The organism is Nocardia sp. NPDC049737, from assembly GCF_040674755.1.
Lineage (GTDB): Bacteria > Actinomycetota > Actinomycetes > Mycobacteriales > Mycobacteriaceae > Nocardia.
The window spans coordinates 213,697-234,118 of sequence record NZ_JBFANH010000013.1 but is presented as its reverse complement, the minus strand read 5'-3'; the positions used below and the strand labels follow the sequence as shown (position 1 = coordinate 234,118).

Genomic DNA, 20,422 nt, shown 5'->3' with positions numbered 1-20,422 from the left:
GCCGCAGTGTCCGATTCGCGGCCCTCCCGGTGCCCTCCGTGGATACGCTCCGCTACCGCCTCCGGGCCCGACGCTCGCGCCGCAGGGTCTAATTCGCGGCCCTCCCGGTGCCCTCCGTGGATACGCTCCGCTACCGCCTCCGGGCCCGACGCTCGCGCCGCAGGGTTCTCCGCGATCTCGAGCTGCAGATCGAACTTGGCCAGCGCCACCCCGTGTTCCACACCCGCGACCGTCAGGCCGGGCAACTCCAGTTCGGTGCGCGCCAGGTTCTGGAAGACCAGCATCACCTGGAACAGCGGATGCCGCGCGGTCGAGCGCACCGGATCGAGCAGTTCGACCAACCGCTCGAACGGCACGTCGGCGTGTCCGAAGGCCGCGACATCGACCTTGCGCACCGCACGCAGCAGATCGTCGAAGGTCATGGCGGGATCGATCTCGGTGCGCAACACCAGGGTGTTGACGAACATGCCGATCAGATCGTCCAGTGCCGCCTCACCGCGACCGGCGGCCGGGGTGCCGATCGCGATATCGCGGGTGCCCGACAGCCGGGCGAGCAGTACCGCGAGCGCGGCGTGCACGACCATGAACAGCGTTGAATTATGTTCGTGCGCGAGTCGATCGAGTCGGGCGTGAATGTCGGCATCGATGTCGAAGGCGACGACGGCACCATTGTTGGATGACGTGGCGGGGCGCGGCCGATCCGCGGGCAGATCCAATTGTTCCGGCAGCGCGGCCAATTCGTTGCGCCAGAACTCGATCTGCTGCGCGAAGACCGATTCCGGATCGTATTCGCTGCCGAGGGTTTCGCGCTGCCAGAGGGCGTAGTCGGCGTATTGCACCGCCAGCGGCGGCCATTCGGGCCGCCCGCCGCGCACGTGATCGGAGTACGCCGCCATCAGATCGCGGGCCAGCGGGCCGAGCGAGAAACCGTCCCCTGCGATGTGGTGCACCACGCACACCAGCACATACTCGGATTCGCCGAGCTGGAACAGCCGCAGGCGCACCGGCGGCGCGGCCGTCACATCGAATCCGCCCAGCACCTCGACACTGATCAGATCCGAAAGTTCTTGTGTCACAGCGGTGGTCACCGGAAGGTCGGGTACCGCGCGCGCATCGGTGATCGGCAGGACGACCTGGAAGCCCTCACCATCGATGTCCGGATAGATAGTGCGCAGCACCTCGTGCCGCTCGATCAGATCGCGGGCCGCCGCGCGCAATGCGTCGACATCCAGTCGCCCGGAAAGTCGCACCGCCAGCGGAATGTTATTGACCGCGCTGGCCGTATCGAAACGGTTCAGGAACCACATCCGCTGCTGCGCATACGATAGCGGAATCCGGTCGGGCCGGGTCTGAGCGGTCAGCGCCCGTCCGACGGCCGAACCCGCGTGCTGCTCGACACGTTGGGCCAGTAGCGAAACCTTCGAGGCCTCGAAGATCAGCTGCACCGGCACCCGGAGACCGAGTGCGAAGCCGATGCGCGCGGCGGCTTGGGTGGCCAGCAACGAATTGCCGCCGAGTTCGAAGAAGTCGTCATCGACACCGACGCGTGCGTCCGTATCGGGACCGAGCAGCAATGCCGCGAATACATCGGCGATGATCTCCTCGACCGGCGTTGCCGGAGCGCGGAACTGACGTGCCGCGAAGACCGGATCGGGCAGGGCCGCCCGGTCCAGCTTGCCGACCGGGGTCAGCGGAATCTCGCCCAACACCATGATGGCGGCCGGAATCATGTAGTCCGGCAACGATTCCCCGATATGCGCGGCAAGCTGACCGGTATCGAGGGTGGCACCCTGGCGCGGCATTACATACGCGACGAGGGCGGTCGTACCCGAGGGCAGCGTCTTGCCGAGCGTGGCCGCGAAGTCGACATCCGGATGTGTAGTGAGCGCGCTATCGATCTCGCCGAGTTCGATGCGCAGACCACGGATCTTGACCTGGAAATCAGATCGGCCGAAGTACTCCATCAGGCCGGTTTCGTTGCGCCGCACCAGATCTCCGGTGCGATAGAGGCGCGCACCCGGATTATCGACCTCCGCGCCGAACGGGCTGGCCACGAAGCGTTCTGCGGTCAGCGCCGGTCGACCGAGGTAGCCCTGTGCGAGTACCGCACCCGAGACGTAGAGCTCACCGACGACACCCGCGGGCACCGGCCGCAACCGCGCATCGAGAATGAAGGCGCCCACGCCCGCGATGGCCGAGCCAATGGTGACGGGCTCTCTGGCCGCGATGGCCTCGGTGGTGGTGACCATGACGGTCGCCTCGCTCGGCCCGTACGCATTGAATACCGAGCGGCCGTTATCCGCCCAGCGCGCCACCAACTCCGCGGGCAGTCGGTCCCCGCCCGCGACCACGACCTGCACGTCATCGAGATCGGCCGGATCCAGCGATTCCAGCGCACCCGGGGTGATCAGCAGATGGGTGACCTGCTCCCGGCGCAGCAGATCCGCGAGTTCGACACCGCCGAATACCGTCGGCGGCGCAATGACCAGCGTCGCGCCCACCGAGAAGGTGAACAGCGTCTCCATCATCGAGAAGTCGAAACTGGGCGAGCTGAGATGTGAGACGCAGGAATCCGCGTCGATCAGATAGTGCTCGCCGATTGCCGCCAATCCCGCCAGACCCGTGTGGGTGACCGCCACCCCCTTCGGCTTACCACTGGAACCGGAGGTGTAGATGACGTAGGCCGGATGGTTTTCGTTGACAGCCCGCACCCGATCGGCATAGGAGACCGGGTGATCGGGCCGGGCGGCGATGCGCTCGGAAACCACCGGGTCATCCAATTCGATCCAATAGGCCGAGGTGCCGAGCTTGGCGCGATGCGCCGAGGTGGTCAAACCGTGTGCGGCACCCGAATCGGTGACGATGTGCTGGATCCGCTCCGCCGGATAGTTCGGATCGACCGGCACATAGGCCGCACCCGTCTTCGCGATCGCCCACAGCGCGACCATCGATTCGACCGAACGGGTAATGCCCATCGCCACGTAATCGCCCGCGCCGATGCCGCGGTCGATCAGCTCGCGCGCGACCCTGGACGAGCGGGCATCGAGTTCGCGATAAGTGAGTTCACGCTGGTCCGCGGGATTACCGGTCGGATTGAAACGCAGTGCGATCGAGGTGGCCGCGGACTCCACCGCGGCCGTGAGCAGCTGAGCGAACAGCGGGCTGCCCGACCTACGTCGGCGACTACCTCGGGCGGAACGACGAGCAGTTTCCATTCGGGTGTAATCACCTCTCGGGTCGAGCTAAGACCTGCCCCCGACCCCGTCAAAGGCGTCGTGCACCGGGGGCCAAACCAGTCCGAGTCATCATATAAGTCTTGCAACATGCACTGATACGCCTGCGCCTCAGACGGCGCAGACGTGACAGCTATGTATCGGTCTCAGACGGTAGATGTTGCGACGCCCCACGCCCCAGTGAACTACGTCACATAGCAGATGTGCATCGCCAGCGCGGATTCCCCAGTGAAGAAACCCACCCGCACCTCATTCGTCGAGCCACCGCTCGATCTGGTCGAGGTCCGCGCGGCCGAATAGGTAGTCGCGCCGTCTTCGGCGTCGAGAAGCATCCAGTCGTAGGGCACCGTGGAAGCGCGTTCGAGCCGATACCCCGCCCGTCCCGCTCGGGCCGTGAGTTGCCGAATCCGCACCGCCGTGGGTTCGGTCGGCACCAACCGAAGCCGCCTGTCATCGTCCACTAGGCGAACCGTCCTCGTGAATTTCTCGGAGGCGGAGTGAATTCCGCCCAGTACTCATGCCGAATCGCATCCCACAACCGAGACAGCTCCGGAAATTGCTCTCGCATCTGCGCCAAGTCCGGTGCCGCAGCCGCCGTGCACGAAACCAACGGTTCCTCGGCCCCATTGCGTCCCAGCATCATTCGAATGTCGTGGTGGTCTATCCGCCACTCGGCCAGCCAGCCGTCTACCTCGGTGCGACGCGCGCCCACGCCTCCCCCTGCCCGTGCGGATCGCCTGCCAGGGACTCGAGCCTCTCCAGCACCTCACGCAATGTCCGCACCGACTGGCCGCCGGACGGTAGCGCGTCGACCTAGGACGCTCTCGGGAAATCGATCCCTCTGGCGGCGGCGCGTTCACGCGGGCTCATCGACTGCGGAACCAGCCGTCCGGCGAGAACGAGCGTCTGCTACGCCGCCGATTTCCACACGCACCGGTTGATTCGGCACGCGCGATGCCGTTGCCACAGCCCATGCGCCAGCATCACATCCGCCGCATCGCACACCGGTGGCACGGCGACGAGTACGGGCCGCAATTGCTTCGCCTCCTTCCGTCTCGCGCGCATCAGTTCGCACGCCACGCACGTTTTTGCCCACGATTTCGTGCGTGGCGTGAAAACACCTGCGCGGCAGAGGGTTCAGCGCATCAGGGACTTCCGGTCATGAGTCGGATGCGGATTTCCACCACAGCTCGGTCAGCAATTGCCGATTTCGGCGAGTCCAGCAGCGGCCGTCATCTGCCAGTGACTGGCCGATACTCCACGGCTGACCACCGCCCCCTCGACCCCCACCACCCTCATGGACGGCCCCCGGTTGGACACATGATCACGTGGAAACTGGGGCGGCATCGCCCGAGAAGCCACCGCCACCAGCGCCACCTGATCTTGATCGTTGGGCGAGGTGCGGAGGGTCGCCAGAGGTTCGAGCGGGCGGGTTGGGGGGTTGTCGGTGGGGGTGGGGATAGTGGGGGGATGGGGGTATTGGATGAGCCGTTTGTGGGGTCTTGGGCGGTGGCGGCGGGGTTGGTTACGCGGTGGGAGCTGCGGCACAACTTTGTGCGGGTGTTTCCGGATGTCTATGTGCGCAAAGGGTGCTCGCTCGATGCGAGAGGGCGCGCCCGTGCCGCTGCGCACTGGGCGAAGGGTGATGGTGTGCTGATCGGGTGCTCGGCGGCCGCCATGCACGGCACTCGCTGGCTCGATGCAGATCAAGCAGCAGAGATCGCCAGGCGCGGACACTGTCGTCCGCCCTGCGGGATTCGTGCCGTCCGCTCGGTTATCGAGCCGAGCGAATGCTGTGAGGTCGACGGGTTCACGGTCACAACACCGGCGCGCACTGCATTCGACCTCGGTCGGCGGCTGCCACGCGAGCGGGCCGTACCGATCCTGGACGCACTGTGTGCGGCTACCGGACTCGAACCAGGTGAAGTCGCGGTCTTGGCATCGAAACATCCGGGCGCACGTTTCCTCAACCGTTTGCGCACAACGCTCGCCGTCGTGGATCCAGGCGCCGAATCCCCACCCGAGACCCACACACGCTTGCTCCTGATCGACGACGACTTACCCCGTCCCGCAACACAATTAGTGATCCGCAATCACTACGGCGAATTCGTCGCGCGCGTCGACCTCGGTTGGCGCAAATGGCAGGTAGCCGTCGAATACGACGGCGCCCAACACTGGACCGACCCCACCCAGCGCACCAAGGACATCGACCGCATAGCCCGCATCGAAGCCCTGGGCTGGCGCGTAATCCGCATCAACGCAACCCTCCTCTACGACCGCCCCCACGTAGTCCTCGACCGCGTCCGCACCGCCCTCACCACCCAAGGTGCACAACTGAACAAATGATCACGTAGAAACCGGGGGCGGCAAACCCCGAAAACCCACCGCCCCCGTCATCCTCAACCGCACCCACACCGCCCTCACCCCAAGGTGCACAACTGAACAAATGATCACGTGCCGGATTCCGAGCATGCGGATCGGCCGCCGTTGACGCGGGCCGTGCGCCCGCAGCGCATCCCGCTGTCATTGACGCAGCGTCGGATGTGGGTACTCAACCAGGTCGATACAGAATCCCCGTGGAAACCAGGGCGGCATCCCCCGAGAGGCCAGCGCCGGAGTTTTCGCCACCCGCGCACCGCACCGCCCCAACCCGATCGGTCTGCACCACATCCATATCCGCACCGTCAGCGCATGTCCGCAACCTCGAAGCCGTGCACGGCACACCGATCCTCGACCTCAAACCCCTCCTCACCTCCAATCGCTGACGTGGCTGCGAGTTTCAGTCACGAGTCCGCGCTGCGACTTCCCGCCAAATGTCGGTCAGCACCCGGCCGATTTCGGCGAGTCCGTCGGCGGCCGTCATACGCCAGTGGGTGGTCGGCACCGCGCGGTTATCCACGGTTCCGTCGACCACATCAACCCAGATTCCCGCGCCGATCGAACCGGTGGGGTCGTCGAGCGCCGCAGTGAAGTAGATGACGTCGCCGTGGAATCGAACAGGCTGATAGGCATTGCGCAACACAACCGAATGCACAGCCGTATCCAGCACCCGGGTGAACCGCTCGGAGCCGAAGGAGGCGAACGGCTCCGGCAGTTCGACCAGCCGCTCGGCGAGTTGTGCCAAGTCAATATCGGCGGCGAAGCCGAGGTCACCGGCCTGTTCGCCGAGCAGGCCACCGATCAGCTCGGCCACCGGCACGGGTGAGCCCGCGCCCTGCGCGCGTTCGTCTGGCGGATCGGCCATATAGCTGTCCATCACCGCGAGCGTGGCCACCCGCTGTCCGGCCCGCTGCAATTGCACCGCGATCTCGTGCGCGAAGACACCACCCATCGACCAGCCGATCAGGTGATACGGCCCAATCGGCTGGACCGAGCGGATCGCATCGACATAGATCGCGGCCCACTCCTCGATCGTGTCCGGCAGCTCTGCCGGTGCGGCCAGGGTGGGTGCTTGGATGCCGTAGATCGGCCGGTCGGAATCGAGGTAGGCCGCTAGTCCCGCGAACGACCATGCGATGCCGGAGACCGGATGGATGCAGAACAACGGATCGGCGGTACCCGTCGCGCGCAGCGGCAGCACCACATCGAAGGCCACCTCGCCCTCGACCTGCCCACCCGCCCGGCGGGCCAGCTCGGCCAAGAAGTCCGACGGGGTCGGTGCGGTGAATACCCGCATAACCGGGATCTTTTCACCGAGAAGCGAGCTCAGCCGTGCCGTCAGCTTCGTGGCGATCAGCGAATTGCCGCCGCGCTCGAAGAAGTTGTCGTCCATACCGAATCGGTCGAGGTCGAGCACCTCCGCGAAGGCGGCGGCGACGGTTTCCTCGATCGGCGTTGCCGGTGCACGGTACTGCCGTGCCTCGAACGCGGGCTCCGGTAACGCGCGCCGGTCCAGCTTGCCGTTCGGGGTCAGCGGCATGACATCGAGCACCACGATGGCGGCGGGAACCATATAGCCGGTGAGGAATTCGGCCACCTGCACCCGCAATTCATCCGGATCGATGCCGGCACCGGCTGCGGGCACCACATACCCGACGAGCTGATCCCCGAGACGTTCGGTCGAGCGGACCAGCACCACCGCTTGGCTCACGCCCGGACAGCGCAGCAGCGCGGATTCGATCTCGCCGAGTTCGATTCGGAAGCCGCGCAACTGAACTTGCTGATCACTGCGCCCGGCGTAGGCGAGTCCGGCCTGGCCCCAACGACCAAGGTCACCGGTGCGGTACATACGAGATCCGGGTGCGCCGAAGGGATTCGCGACGAAACGTGTCGCCGCCAGCCCCGGCCTGCCGAGGTATCCCCTGGACAGCTGAGCTCCGGCCACATAGATCTCCCCCGGTGTTCCGACCGGCACCGGATGCAAGCGCTCGTCGAGCACATAGCCATCCAAACCCGGCAGCGCCCGTCCGATCAGGCTGTCCGGACTGTCCGCGATCTGCTTGTCCAGCGCAAGGAACGACACGTGCACCGTGGTTTCGGTGATCCCATACATATTCACCAGCCGCGGCGCATCCGCGTCATGGCGCTCATACCAGCGCCGCAACTGACGCAGATCCAATGCCTCGCCACCGAATACGACATGTCGCAGCGCGAATTCGCCATCGACATCGGAGGCGGCCCGATCGGCCTCGATCAGCTGATAGAAGGCCGACGGTGTCTGGTTCAGCACCGTCACCTTCTCGCGAATCAGCAACTCGCGGAACAGTTCCGGTGCCCGTGAGGTCGCGTAGTCCACCACGACAACCGCACCGCCGGTGGCCAAGGCGCACCACAGCTCCCACACCGAGAAGTCGAAGGCGAAGGAGTGGAACAGCGTCCACACATCGGTCTCGTCGAAACCGAACAGCGGCTGGGTATTCGCGCACAGCTCGACCACATTGCGGTGCGCCACACCAACACCCTTCGGCACGCCCGTCGAACCCGAGGTGTAGATGACGTAGGCGAGATGATCCGGTAGCAGTGGCGCGATACGGTCGGCGTCGCTGACCGGACGATCATCGAATTCCGTTGTCTCTTCGAGCAATATCACCGGCAGCTCGCCGACCGGCACATCGGCACGCTGCTGCGCGGTGGTGAGCACACAGACCGGAACCGCATCGGAAAGCACGAAGGCCAACCGCTGCGCCGGATAGGTGATATCGATCGGCAGATACGCCGCACCCGCAGTGAGCACGCCGAGCAGCGCGACCGGCAGCTCCTCGGTACGCGGAACCGCAACGGCCACCAGCGATTCCGGACCGGCACCGGCGGCAATGAGCGCCCTCGCCACCCGGTTCGCCCGCCGCCGCAGCTCCGCGAAGCTCAGTGCGGTATCGCCGAAGCGAACCGCCACCGCATCGGGCCTGCGCCTGGCCTGATCGGCGATCAGCTCGGGGAGTGTCGCGGCGGGCACCCACGCACCGCGCGAATTCCATTCGTGCAGCACCCGGGTGCGTTCGTTCGGTCCGAGTAGCTCGATATCACCGACGGTCACCGCGGCGTCGGCGACGACCGCGGTGAGGATCCGGGCAAACCGATCAGCGAAGCCCTGCACGGTGACCGCGTCGAACAAGTCTGTCGCATAGGTGAATTCGGCCAGCACGCCCTGGGTTTCACCGCGCGGACCGATTCGCTCGTTCAGCGAAAGCCGCAGGTCCACCGTGAGCGGATCCGTTGCGGCGCTGCGCTGCCCCATCGCGACCTGGAACAGCGGATGCCTGCCGGTCACCTGGACCGGATCGAGTATCTCGACGAGTTGCGCGAATGGCACATCGACGTGCGCGAATGCGGCGGCGTCGACCGGGCCGACCGCGGCGAGCAGTTCATCGAAAGTCGCACCCGGGTGGTATTCGGTCCGCAGCACCACGGTGTTGTCGAAGGTTGTCCCAGGGACCCCGGCCGCGTCGGTCGGACCGACCGCGGCGTTCAGTTCACCGAAGGTCGCACTGGGATTGCTATCGGTGCGCAGCATCACGGCGTTGTAGAGGGTTGCCCACGAGGCCGGTGTACCGATCGCGATATCGGTCGTGCCGGACAACCGCGCCAACAGCACCACGAAAGCCGCATGCGACACCACGAATACCGAGGTATTCCTGGTCTCGGCAAGCCGACGCAGTTCGTGGTGCAGGTGTACACCGATCTGCAGCACGACCTGCCCGCCGTCATAGGAGGGCACGGTCGAGCGCGGACGATCCATGGGCAACGTCAACTCATCCGGCAGTCCTGCCAGCGTGCTGCGCCAGTATCGAACCTGCCCGAGTACGTCGGACCCCACACCGTCACGCACGGTTGCAACCGAATCCGCGGTGACGAATTCACCCAGCACAGTGCGCAACCGCTGGGTCAACGCCTGCGCCGCCGAATCCGCGACGGCATCGCCGCGATACAGCACCTCCACCCGCAGCTCGGCAGCCAGTTCCGCTCGGACGGTAACCGGATAGTGGGTGTAGTCGACCGAACTCACGCCACCGACCACCAGCCCGTCGACCGCGCTACCCGCCTGCCGCAGGCCATCGGCATCGATCGGATACGACTCGTAGGCAACCAGCGTGTCGAACAACTCGGTGCCGCCCGCGATCGCCTGGACATCGGCCAGCCCGAGATAATGATGCTCCAGCAGTGCAGCCTGCCCGGCTTGCAACTCGGTGAGCAGCTGCGAAACCGTTGTGGCCGAATCGAATCGGACGCGCACCGGGATGGTGTTCACGAACAAACCGACCATCGCGTCGACACCGTCGAGCTGCGGTGGACGTCCCGAAACGGTGACGCCGAAGACCACATCGTCGCGGTCGGTGATACCGGCGAGGACCACACCCCACGCCGCTTGCAGCACCGTATTGACGGTGACCTCGGTCGCCGCGGCGAAGGACGTCAGCGCGGCCGTCTCGGTCGCCGACAGTTCGAATGCGGACCTGCCGAATCCATCGGCCGGCGCTGCGGGCCGCACCAACACGGGCGCGAGCAGCGTCGGCGCGAGCTTGGTCAGCGCGGTTTCCCACGCACGCAGTGTGACTTCACGGTCCTGGCGCGACAGCCACGCCAGATAATCGCGGTACGGCCGCGCGGCGGGCAGCAGCGCGGTATCGCTCCTGGTCGCATAGAGGATCAGCAGATCCTTCATCAGCAGCGGCATGGACCAGCCGTCGAGCAGGATGTGATGCGCCGTCAGCACCAGGTGCGTGCGCCCGGATGCGGTGCGGTACACCGTGAATCGCAGCAGCGGCGCCAGCGCGGAATCGAATCCGGTGCGCTGGTCGGCGGCGAGCAGATCTGGCAGGTCAGCGTCGGGCACCTCGGCGACCACTCGCCACGGCACCCGAACCCCTTCGGCAATGAGCTGCACGGGTTTGCCGTTCGCGCCGAAGGCAAAGGCGCTGCGCAGATTCGCGTGCCGGTCCAGCGCCGCCTGTGCGGCGCGGCGCAGGCGGTCGAGTTCGAATTCGCCCGAGAGTTCGACCGCCACCTGAATGACGTAGGGGTCCACCGACTCGGCCAGCATTTCCATCAGGAACAGCAGGCCGGTTTGCAGCGGCGACAGGGGCAGTACCTCGACCAGGCCCGGGTAGTTCGCCCGCCAGGTGTCGAGTTCGTGCTGGGTGGTCGATATGAGCGGCACATCTGATGGTGTGAGACCACCGGCATTCGGGTCGGCTACATGCCGGGCCACCGCCGTCAGGGCGGTGAGCCAGTCGTCGGCCAGTTCCTGTACTGCCGCCGCGTCGAGGATTTCACCGGCGTACTTGAAGGCCACATCCATCCGCGGTCCGGCATCGGTGTCGACGACGATCGCATTGATATCGACCACAGCCGATGCGGGCAGCGCCGGATCCTGGCCGTCGTCGAGGTCACCGAGGTCACCGGACGGGAGCCAGGCCGGATCGGTCAACTCCGGTGCGCCGCCGGTGGATACCCGGCCCAGATAGTTGAAGCCGATCTGCCCGATATCACCGGCCAGACTCGAATTCGACTGGCACAGTAGCCCGAAGCCGATACCCCGATCCGGAACCGCGAGCAATTGCTCCTTCACCGACCGCAGCACCGCCGCGGTCTCGTCGGCAACGCCGGTGAGATCGAGCGCCACCGGATACACGCTGGTGAACCAGCCGATCGTACGAGTCAGATCGGCGCCGGGCACCGTCGCTTCCTCGCGGCCGTGACCCTCCAGTCGAATCCTGGTGACCGGGAGGGCGATACCGCGTCGCGCCCGCCAAGTACGCACCGCCATGGCCAGCGCCGCGAGCAGACCGTCATTGACGCCGCCCCGGTACAGCGCGGGCACCGTGGTCAGCACCGCATCGGCCACATCGACCGGCACCTCGACCGTCAACTGCCGCACCGACGCGTGGGTATCCACAGTGGGATCGAGCGCACGTGTACCGAGCAAGGGATCCGGTGTGGCCAGCACGGTACGCCAGTAGTCGAGCTCGGCCATCCGCGACGGCGAGCCCGCTGCTTCGACGAGACCGTGCGCCCAACGCCGGAATGACGTTCCGACCGGCGGCAACGCGATGGCCATCCCGGCGCTGCGCTGTGCCCATGCGGTGATGAGGTCCGGGATCAGAATCCGCCACGACACGCCATCGATCACATAGTGGTGCGCCGCGAAGACCAGTAGATCGCGTGCATTCGACCTGCGCAGCCAGCTGAACGCGACCATCCGACCCGCGGCCGGATCCAGTGCCGCCAGCGCGGAAGCCACGGCGGCATTACCGATTCGGTTGAGCTCGGCCTCGTCCGGTACGTCCACCTCGGACAAGAGCGCCGACGCGTCGAGCGTTCCGGGCGCGGCCACCTGCTGCCACCACCGGCCGTCGACCTGCCATACTCGCGCGCGCAACATGTCGTGGTGGTCGAGTACGGCGGTGAGCGTGGTGGTCAGTCCGGTGCTGTCGATGCCTTCCGGCAGCGCGAGCACGAGGGTCTGCGCGAATCGGCCGAATGAACCGTTCTCGAGGAAGCCCGCGAGCACCGGGGTGAGCGGGATATCGCCAACCCCGCCACCGGGCAACTCCGCCAGCACGACGGGCGCGGGATCCGTGCCGAGCACCGCGACCCGCGCTAATCCGGCGACGGTCTTCTGCTCGAAGACATCGCGCGGCGTGAAACCGATTCCGACCGACTTGGCCCGCGAAACCAACTGGATCGAGACGATGCTGTCACCGCCGATGGCGAAGAAGGAGTCATCGGCTCCGACCTGGCGCACGCCGAGCACCTGCGCGAACAACTCGGCGATCCGCGATTCCAGCGGGCTGGAAGGTGCCCGCGACACCGTGACTGCGAACTTCGGTTCGGGTAGTGCGTTGCGGTCGAGTTTGCCGTTGGTGGTCAGCGGCAACTCGTCGAGGACGACGATGGCCGAGGGCACCATATGCGAGGGCAGTACCCGCGCCGCGAATTCGGTGAGTCGGTCGGGCTCGACGACACGGTCGGCCACCGGGAGCACGTACGAGACCAATACCGTTGCTCCAGCGGCCGTCTCACGGCCGAGGGTGACCGCGAATTCGATATCCTCGTGGCTGCCGAGCACCGCGTCGATCTCACCGAGTTCGACACGGAAGCCGCGGACCTTCACCTGGAAGTCGCTGCGCCCCACATAATCCAGCTCCCACGTTCCCGCCGGAGTCGCGTACCAGCGGACCAGATCGCCGGTGCGATACATCCGGGCACCCGGCTCACCCCACGGGTTGGCGACGAAACGCTCCGCGGACAGCCCGGCTCGATTGCGGTAACCGCGCGCCCGCGCGCCGCCCGCCAGATACAGCTCACCCGTCACGCCGGGCGGTACCGGGTTCAACCGCGCGTCCAGCACCAGCGCGGACATACCGCGCACCGGAGAGCCGATCGTAATATGCTGTCCCGCAGTCAATTCCGCATACGACGAGATAATGGTCGTCTCGGTCGGGCCGTAGCCGTTGTAGTACCTGCGACCGGGCTGCCACTTGGCCAGCAGTTCCGGTGTGGTGACATCGCCACCGACGGAGAGCATTTCGAGGTGGTCCAGACCGGTCGGATCCACCGTGCCGAGGACCGCCGGGGTGATGATCGCGTGCGTCACCTGTTCGGTGCGCAGCAGGTCACCGAGCTCGTCCCCACCCGGCACGGTGGACGGCACGATCACCAGCGTCGCACCGACCGAGAAGGCGCACAGCCATTCCAATACCGACGGGTCGAAGCTCGGCGCGCAGATATGCAGGAAACGGCGTGTGGGCTCGAGCCGGTACAGCTCGATCGCATGGTCGAGCAGACCGCCGAGTCCGGCGTGGGTCACCGTGACACCCTTGGGCACACCGGTCGAACCCGACGTATAGATGACGTAGGCCGGGTTGTGCGGACGCAGCGGGGTGATCCGATCGGCGTCGGTGATCGGCGCGGCGGATCGGTTGGCGCACAACGCTTCCATTGCGTGGTCGTCGAGCCCGAGCCACTGCAGGTCATCGGGGAGCTCTGCTATGTACTCAGTCGAGGTCAGTCCGACGACCGCCGCCGAGTCGGTCAGCAGATGCCGAATCCGTTCCAGCGGATGGTTCGGATCGATCGGCACATGTGCGCCACCGGCCTTCGCGACGGCCAGCACCGCCGCGACCATCTCGTAGGAACGCGGCAATGCCAGCGCGACAAGACTTTCCGGGCCGACGCCACGTTCGATCAGCACCCTGGCCAACCGCGACGAGTACCGGTCGAGTTCGCGGTAGCTGATCGATCGGCCCGCATACCTGACCGCGGTACGGTCCGCACCGTGGCGCAGTCCGCGCAACAGCAGATCGGGCAGCAGCCCACCCGCCATCAGATGATCCGGGTGCACGCGAGTCAGGAATTCGACTTCGGATTCGGCCAGCAGCGGCAGATCACCCACCGGCGTCTCCGCATCCGCGACGATGGCGGTGAGCAGCCGCGCGAACCGATCCGCGAAGACGCGAACCGTCGCGTCGTCGAAAAGGTCGCGCGCATAGGTGAACGCGGCGAACATGCCCGCACTCGACTCGCGAATCGCCAACGACAGATCGAATTTCTCGGTAATGAGATCGAAATCCACTGGAGCGACCTGCAACCCGGGCAGCTCGAACGAGTTGTCCGGCAGGTTCTCGAACGAGAGCGCCACCTGGAACAGCGGATGCCGTGCCGTCGATCGTGCCGGTTCGAGCAGGTCCACCAACCGCTCGAACGGAATATCCGCGTGCGCGAAAGCCTGTAGATCCACATCCTTGGCGTGGGCAAGCAGTTCGGCGAAGGTGCGGCCACCCGGGACCTCGGTGCGCAGTACGAGAGTATTCACGAACATGCCGATGACATCGTCGAGTTCGGCCTCACCACGCCCGGCGACCGGCGTACCGATGGCGATATCGTCGGTGCCCGACAGGCGCGCCAGCAGTACCGCGAGCGCGGCGTGGACCACCATGAACAGGGTCGCATTGTGATCGCGGGCCAATCGCAGTAGCGCCACGTGCAACTGCGCATCGATCGGGATATCGCACCGGCCGCCGACGAACGACGGGACGGCAGGCCGAGTCCGATCCGATGGCAGGTTCAGCTCATCCGGCAGCTCGGCCAGGGCCTGTCGCCAATACGACACCTGTTGTCCGGCAAGTGAATCCGGATCGGATTCCGCGCCGAGTACGGCCCGCTGCCACAGCGCGAAGTCGGCGTACTGCACCGGCAATGGCGTCCAGTTCGGAGCGGATCCGCCGGTGCGCGCGATATACGCCAGCATCAGGTCACGAGTCAGCGGCCCCATGGACCAGCCATCCGCGCTGATGTGATGGGCCACGAGCACCAGCACGTAGTCGCTGTCGCAGCGCAGCAATTCGGCACGCACGGGCACGTCGGCGGTGACATCGAACCCGGTGCCGACCAGCTCGACGATCCGATCGCGCAGCTCACCCGCAGTGATGTCGACGACCGTAAGATCCGGAACCGCCTGTCCCACAGGCAGAATTACCTGATACGCGACACCGTCGCGCGACGGATACACGGTGCGCAGCACCTCATGCCGGGCCACCACGTCGGCGACCGCCAATCGCAGTGCATCAATATCGAGTGCACCGGACAATCGCACCGCGACCGGCACGTTGTAGGCGGCCGATTCGGTATCGAACTGGTTCAGGAACCACATCCGCTGCTGTGCCAGCGACAATGGCACCCGGTCCGGTCGCCTGCCCGCGGCCAATCGCGGCCGCCGACCGGAGCCGACCCGATTCTCGACCCGGACCGCCAATGTCGCGACGGTGGGCGCCTCGAACAACACCCGCACCGGCACCTGCGTATCCAGCGCGGCACCCAGCCGCGCCACCACCTGGGTGGCGATCAGTGAATTGCCGCCGAGTGCGAAGAAGTCGTCATCGATCCCGACCCGATCCACCCCGAGTACATCGGCGAACACCCCGGCGACAATCTCCTCGATCGGTGTCGACGGCGCACGGAACACCTGGGCCTCGAACTCGGGCGCGGGCAGAGCCTTTCGATCCAGCTTGCCGTTGGCGTTGCGCGGCAGCGCGGGCAGAACCACGTAGGCGGCGGGCAACATATAGGACGGCAGCACGCGGGCCAGCGCCGACTTCACCTGTGCCACATCGACATCGACGCCCACCAGATAGGCGACGAGCCGATCACCGGTCCGCTGATCCGCGTCCGCGATAACCGCCGCCTGCGCGATCTCCGGCAGCGCGACCAGGGCCGCCTCGATCTCACCCAATTCGATCCGGAAGCCACGGATCTTCACCTGGAAGTCGGTGCGCCCGCGATACGCCAGCTCACCGTGAGCATTCCAGGCCACCAGATCACCCGTGCGGTACATGCGCGCACCCGACTCGAACGGATTCGCCACGAACCGCTCCGCCGTCAGATCGACCCGCCCGAAGTAGCCGCGCGCCAACTGCGCACCGGCCAAATACAACTCACCCGAAACACCGACCGGCACGGGACGCAACCGCGAATCCAAGACATAGACCCGGCTGTTCCATTCCGGCGTACCGATCGACACCGATACCGCATCTTTGTCGGTCACCCGATGATTGGTGACCGACACCGCAGCCTCGGTCGGCCCGTACAGATTGAACAGTTCCTTCTGCGGATAGGTGTCCCGGAACCGCTGCGCCAGCTCTGCGGGCAGTGCCTCACCGATCACCAGCACCCGCCGCAAGGTGAACGGCAGCCGACCGGTCAACAGCGCGTCCAGCATCGACGGCACCACATGCAGCGTGGTCACCGACTCCCGCGCCATCAGATCGTTCAGATAGTCCGGATCGCGGTGCCCGTCCGGGTGGGCAAGCACCAATCGCCCGCCGAATACCGCCGCCGACCAGAACTCCCACACCGACAGATCGAAGGTGGCGGCCGTCTTCAGCAACACGGCATCACCTGGTCCGACCCCGAATTCAGCGGTCTTCCAGAGCAATTGGTTGATGATCGCGGCATGCGAAACCGCGACGCCCTTCGGCCGCCCGGTCGAACCCGAGGTGAAGATCACGTACGCGGTATTCGCCGCGCGCAACGGCCTGACCCGCTCATCATCCGCTATCGGTGTCGCGGGCAGCCAATCGAGGTCGAGCCGGTCCAGTCGCACCACCGGGGCCAGCTCGGTATCGAAACCCGCTGCGGCATTGGTCAATACGCAGACCGGCGCCGCGGTACCCAGAATGTAATCGGTTCGCGCCGCGGTCTGGTCCGGATCCACCGGCACATACGCGGCACCGGCCTTGGCCACCGCGTACATCGCGACGACCAGATCCACCGACCGGCGCAAGGCGAGCACGACCCGCGACTCCGGACCGACGCCCCGCGAAATCAGGTGTCGTGCGAGGCGGTTCACCCGCGCATCCAGTTCCGCATAGGTCACCGGTTCGCCGTCCGCGCCCATCAGCGCCACCCCGCCCGGTGTGGCGGCCACAGTCGCATCCAAGAGCGACACCAGCGTCGCCGCCGCATCCACCGCATGGTCGGTCGCATTGCGACCGGATACCAGCTCGGTCCGTTCCGCGGCGTCGAGCAGTTCCAGCTCACCGACGACCGTGTGCGGCGCCGCGGCGATCTCACCGAGCAACCGCGCGAACCGAGCCACGAAGCCCCGCACCGTCGGCTCGTCGAACAGATCGTGCGCATAGGTGACGGCACCGCTGATTCCCGCGGGCTGCCCTGTCTCGTTGTAGTGATCGCCGATGATCCAGTGCAGATCGAACTGCGATACCGCGGCATCGAAGTCCACCGCCGAGACGGTCAATCCAGGCAGCTCCAGACTCGTCGCAGCCAGATTCTGGAACGACAATCCCACCTGGAACAGCGGATGCCGCGCGGTCGAGCGGACCGGATTCAGCACCTCGACGAGTCGTTCGAACGGCACATCGGCATTCGCGAAGGCCCCGAGATCCGTCTCACGCTGCCGCGCGAGCAGTTCGGTGAACGGTCCGGATTCATCCACCCGGGTCCGGAACACCAGGGTATTGACGAACATGCCGATCAGCTCGTCCAGCGCCGCCTCACCGCGACCGGCCATAGGCGTGCCGACGGCAATGTCATCGGTGCCCGACAATCGGGCCAGCAATACCGCCAAGGCCGCGTGCACGACCATGAACAGTGTCGCGCCCTCGGCGCGCGCCAATTCGACCAGCGCCCGATGGGTTTCGGCATCGATATGCACCGGAACCTTGCCACCGGCGAACGACTGCACCGGGGGCCGCGGCCGATCCGTCGGCAGCTCCAGTTGATCGGGCAGCGCCGCGAGTGCATCACGCCAGTAGGCAATCTGTCCGGCTGCCAACGACTCCGGATCGTCCTCACTACCCAGCAACTCGCGCTGCCAGATGCTGTAGTCCGCGTATTGCACCAGCAGCGGTGTCCAGCCGGGCACGGAACCAGCCGTCCGTGCGGCGTAGGCGGTCATCAGATCACGCGTCAACGGCCCCATCGAGGTGCCGTCACCGGCGATATGGTGCACCACCAGCGCCAACACGAATTCGGCGGGCGAATCCTCGACCTCGAACAAGCCGACCCGCAGCGGCACTTCTGCGGTCACATCGAATGTCGTGGAAAGCAGTTCGCGCACAGCGGATTCGAGCTGCTGAGCGGCAACGGTCTGAACCGTCAGCTCCGGCACCGATTCGTCCGCGGGCAAAATCAGCTGTTCCGGACCGGCATCGGTGTGGGGATACACCGTCCGCAGAACCTCGTGTCGCGCAACCAGATCTGCGACCGCCGCCCGCAGCGCGGCCACATCGAGCGCACCGCTCAACCGCACCGCGATCGGAATGTTGTAGGCCGCCGACGCGGTGTCGAACCGGTTCAGGAACCACATCCGCTGCTGAGCCAGCGACAGCGGAATCGCCTCCGGACGGGGACCGGCAACCAATGCCTTGCGGTCACCGGCACCGGCATGTTCGGTCACGGCGGCGGCCAGTCCGGCGACGGTCGGTGTCTCGAAGAGCAGACGCACCGGGATCCTGGCATCCAGCGCAGCGCCGAGTCGCGCCATCAGCTGGGTGCCGATCAGTGAGTTGCCACCGAGTTCGAAGAAGTCGTCATCGGCACCGACCCGCACCTCGAGCGCAAGTACGTCGGCAAAGAGTTCGGCAACTATCGGCTCGATAGAACCCGACGGCGCGCGGAAAGTCTTGGTGCGTAACTGTGGTGCGGGCAGCGCCTGTCGATCCAATTTGCCGACCGGGGTCAGCGGGATCTCGTCGAGCACCATAATGGCGCTCGGCACCATATGGACGGGCAGTTTGCTTGCGGCCAACCCGGTCAGTTCCGCCGTATCGATCGCGGCACCGGCGACGGCACGCACATACGACACCAGAATCGTTGCGCCACTGTCCTGTTCGTGACCGATGGTGACCACGAAATCGACGCCGTCGTGCGCGGCGAGCACCGCATCGATCTCGCCGAGTTCGATGCGGAAACCACGGATCTTCACCTGGAAATCATTGCGCCCCAGGTATTCCAACTCCCGCTCGGCCGTCCACCGCACCAGATCGCCGGTGCGGTAGAGCCGCGAACCCGGCGCACCGAACGGGTCGGCCACGAACCGAGCGGCGGTCAGACCCGGCCGGTCGTGATAGCCACGGGCCACCTGCGCACCGGAAATATAGAGCTCGCCGACAACCCGACCCGGCACCGGCGCGAGCTCCTCGTCCAGCACATATTCGGTGATCCCGCGGATCGGCGCACCGATGGTCACCGGTTCGCCCGGCACCAGCGGCGCGCTGATATTCGTCATGATCGTGGTCTCGGTCGGGCCGTATCCATTGAAGAATTCCCGGGTGCGGCCATCCGCGATCGGTAACACCCAGCGCCGCACCAACTCCGGTGGACAGGCCTCACCGCCCGCGACCACTACGCGCAGCTCGTCCAGTCCATCTGCGGGCAGCGAGGCGAGCGCGGCCGGGGTGATGAAGGCATGCGTCACCCGCTCCCGGCGCAACAGTGCGGCCAATTCCGCGCCGCCGTACACCGTCGGTGCCGCCACGACCATGGTCGCGCCCCGACTCAGCGCAAGCAGCAACTCCAATACCGATGCGTCGAAGGAGGGCGAGGCGAAATGCAGTGTGCGCGAATCGGCGGTCAGCGTATAGCGCTCGCGCTGCTCATCACAGAAATTCGACAACCCCGCCTGGGTGAGGACCACCCCCTTGGGCGTTCCGGTCGATCCTGAGGTGTAGATGACATAAGCCGGATGCTCGGCCCGCAGTTGCCGGATCCGATCCGCGTAGGTGATCGGTTCCGCCGAATATGCCGCGATGTCGGAGGTATCGATGGCGACCCATTCCGGGCCGTCCGGCAGATCCACCGCCGCGACGGTACGGTCCAGTGCCGCAACCGTAAGCCCCAGCGCCGCACCGGAATCCGACAGCATGTGCGCGACGCGATCGGTGGGATAGTTCGGGTCAACGGGTACGAATCCGGCACCGGCCTTAGCGATCGCCCACACCGCGACAATCGATTCCACCGACCGCGCAATGCCGACCGCGACCAAATCCTCCGGGCCGATACCGCGCTCGATCAGCAAGCGCGCCAAGCGGTTCGACCGATCATCGAGTTCGGCATAACTCAACTGCGCCAATGTCGCTGTGGCATCCGCGAACACGACCGCGGGTCCGGTCGGATTACCCTCCACAGCGGTGGTGAGCAATTGCGGCAAGGTCTTGATCCGTGGGCGTCGAGCCCGGTTGGGCCGCTCGCGATTCGGCCGCGTCATGCGCCCAACCCCTGTCGCGCACCGCGCG

Annotated in this window: 4 protein-coding genes and 1 pseudogene; 2 read left to right on the top strand and 3 right to left on the bottom strand. The window is 66.0% G+C overall.

Annotation, left to right across the window (positions count from 1 at the left end):
• Both AB0J47_RS19630 and AB0J47_RS19625 read right to left on the bottom strand, forming a co-directional pair.
• Positions 1-3,215, bottom strand: a 3,215-nt coding sequence (locus AB0J47_RS19630) for an amino acid adenylation domain-containing protein (protein WP_364347354.1), incomplete at its 3' end; no start/stop codon positions are given.
• Positions 3,216-3,418: 203 nt separating this feature from the next.
• A complete protein-coding gene (locus AB0J47_RS19625; RefSeq protein WP_364347351.1) occupies positions 3,419-3,694 on the bottom strand; it encodes a hypothetical protein in 276 nt (91 codons plus the stop codon).
• A 1,009-nt stretch (positions 3,695-4,703) separates the two neighbouring features.
• Between AB0J47_RS19625 and AB0J47_RS19620 the strand changes: the two genes are divergently transcribed.
• Both AB0J47_RS19620 and AB0J47_RS19615 read left to right on the top strand, forming a co-directional pair.
• Positions 4,704-5,579 (top strand): DUF559 domain-containing protein, encoded by an 876-nt coding sequence (locus AB0J47_RS19620; protein ID WP_364347348.1) that lies wholly within the window; start codon positions 4,704-4,706, stop codon positions 5,577-5,579.
• A 217-nt stretch (positions 5,580-5,796) separates the two neighbouring features.
• Positions 5,797-5,883 (top strand): annotated as a pseudogene (locus tag AB0J47_RS19615) (hypothetical protein); the annotation flags it as partial.
• Positions 5,884-6,012: 129 nt separating this feature from the next.
• On the opposite strand, the gene AB0J47_RS19610 reads toward AB0J47_RS19615, so the two are convergent.
• Positions 6,013-20,394: an amino acid adenylation domain-containing protein gene (locus AB0J47_RS19610; protein ID WP_364347345.1), complete on the bottom strand. Its 14,382-nt coding sequence runs from the start codon at positions 20,392-20,394 to the stop codon at positions 6,013-6,015.
• Positions 20,395-20,422: the final 28 nt, after the last annotated feature.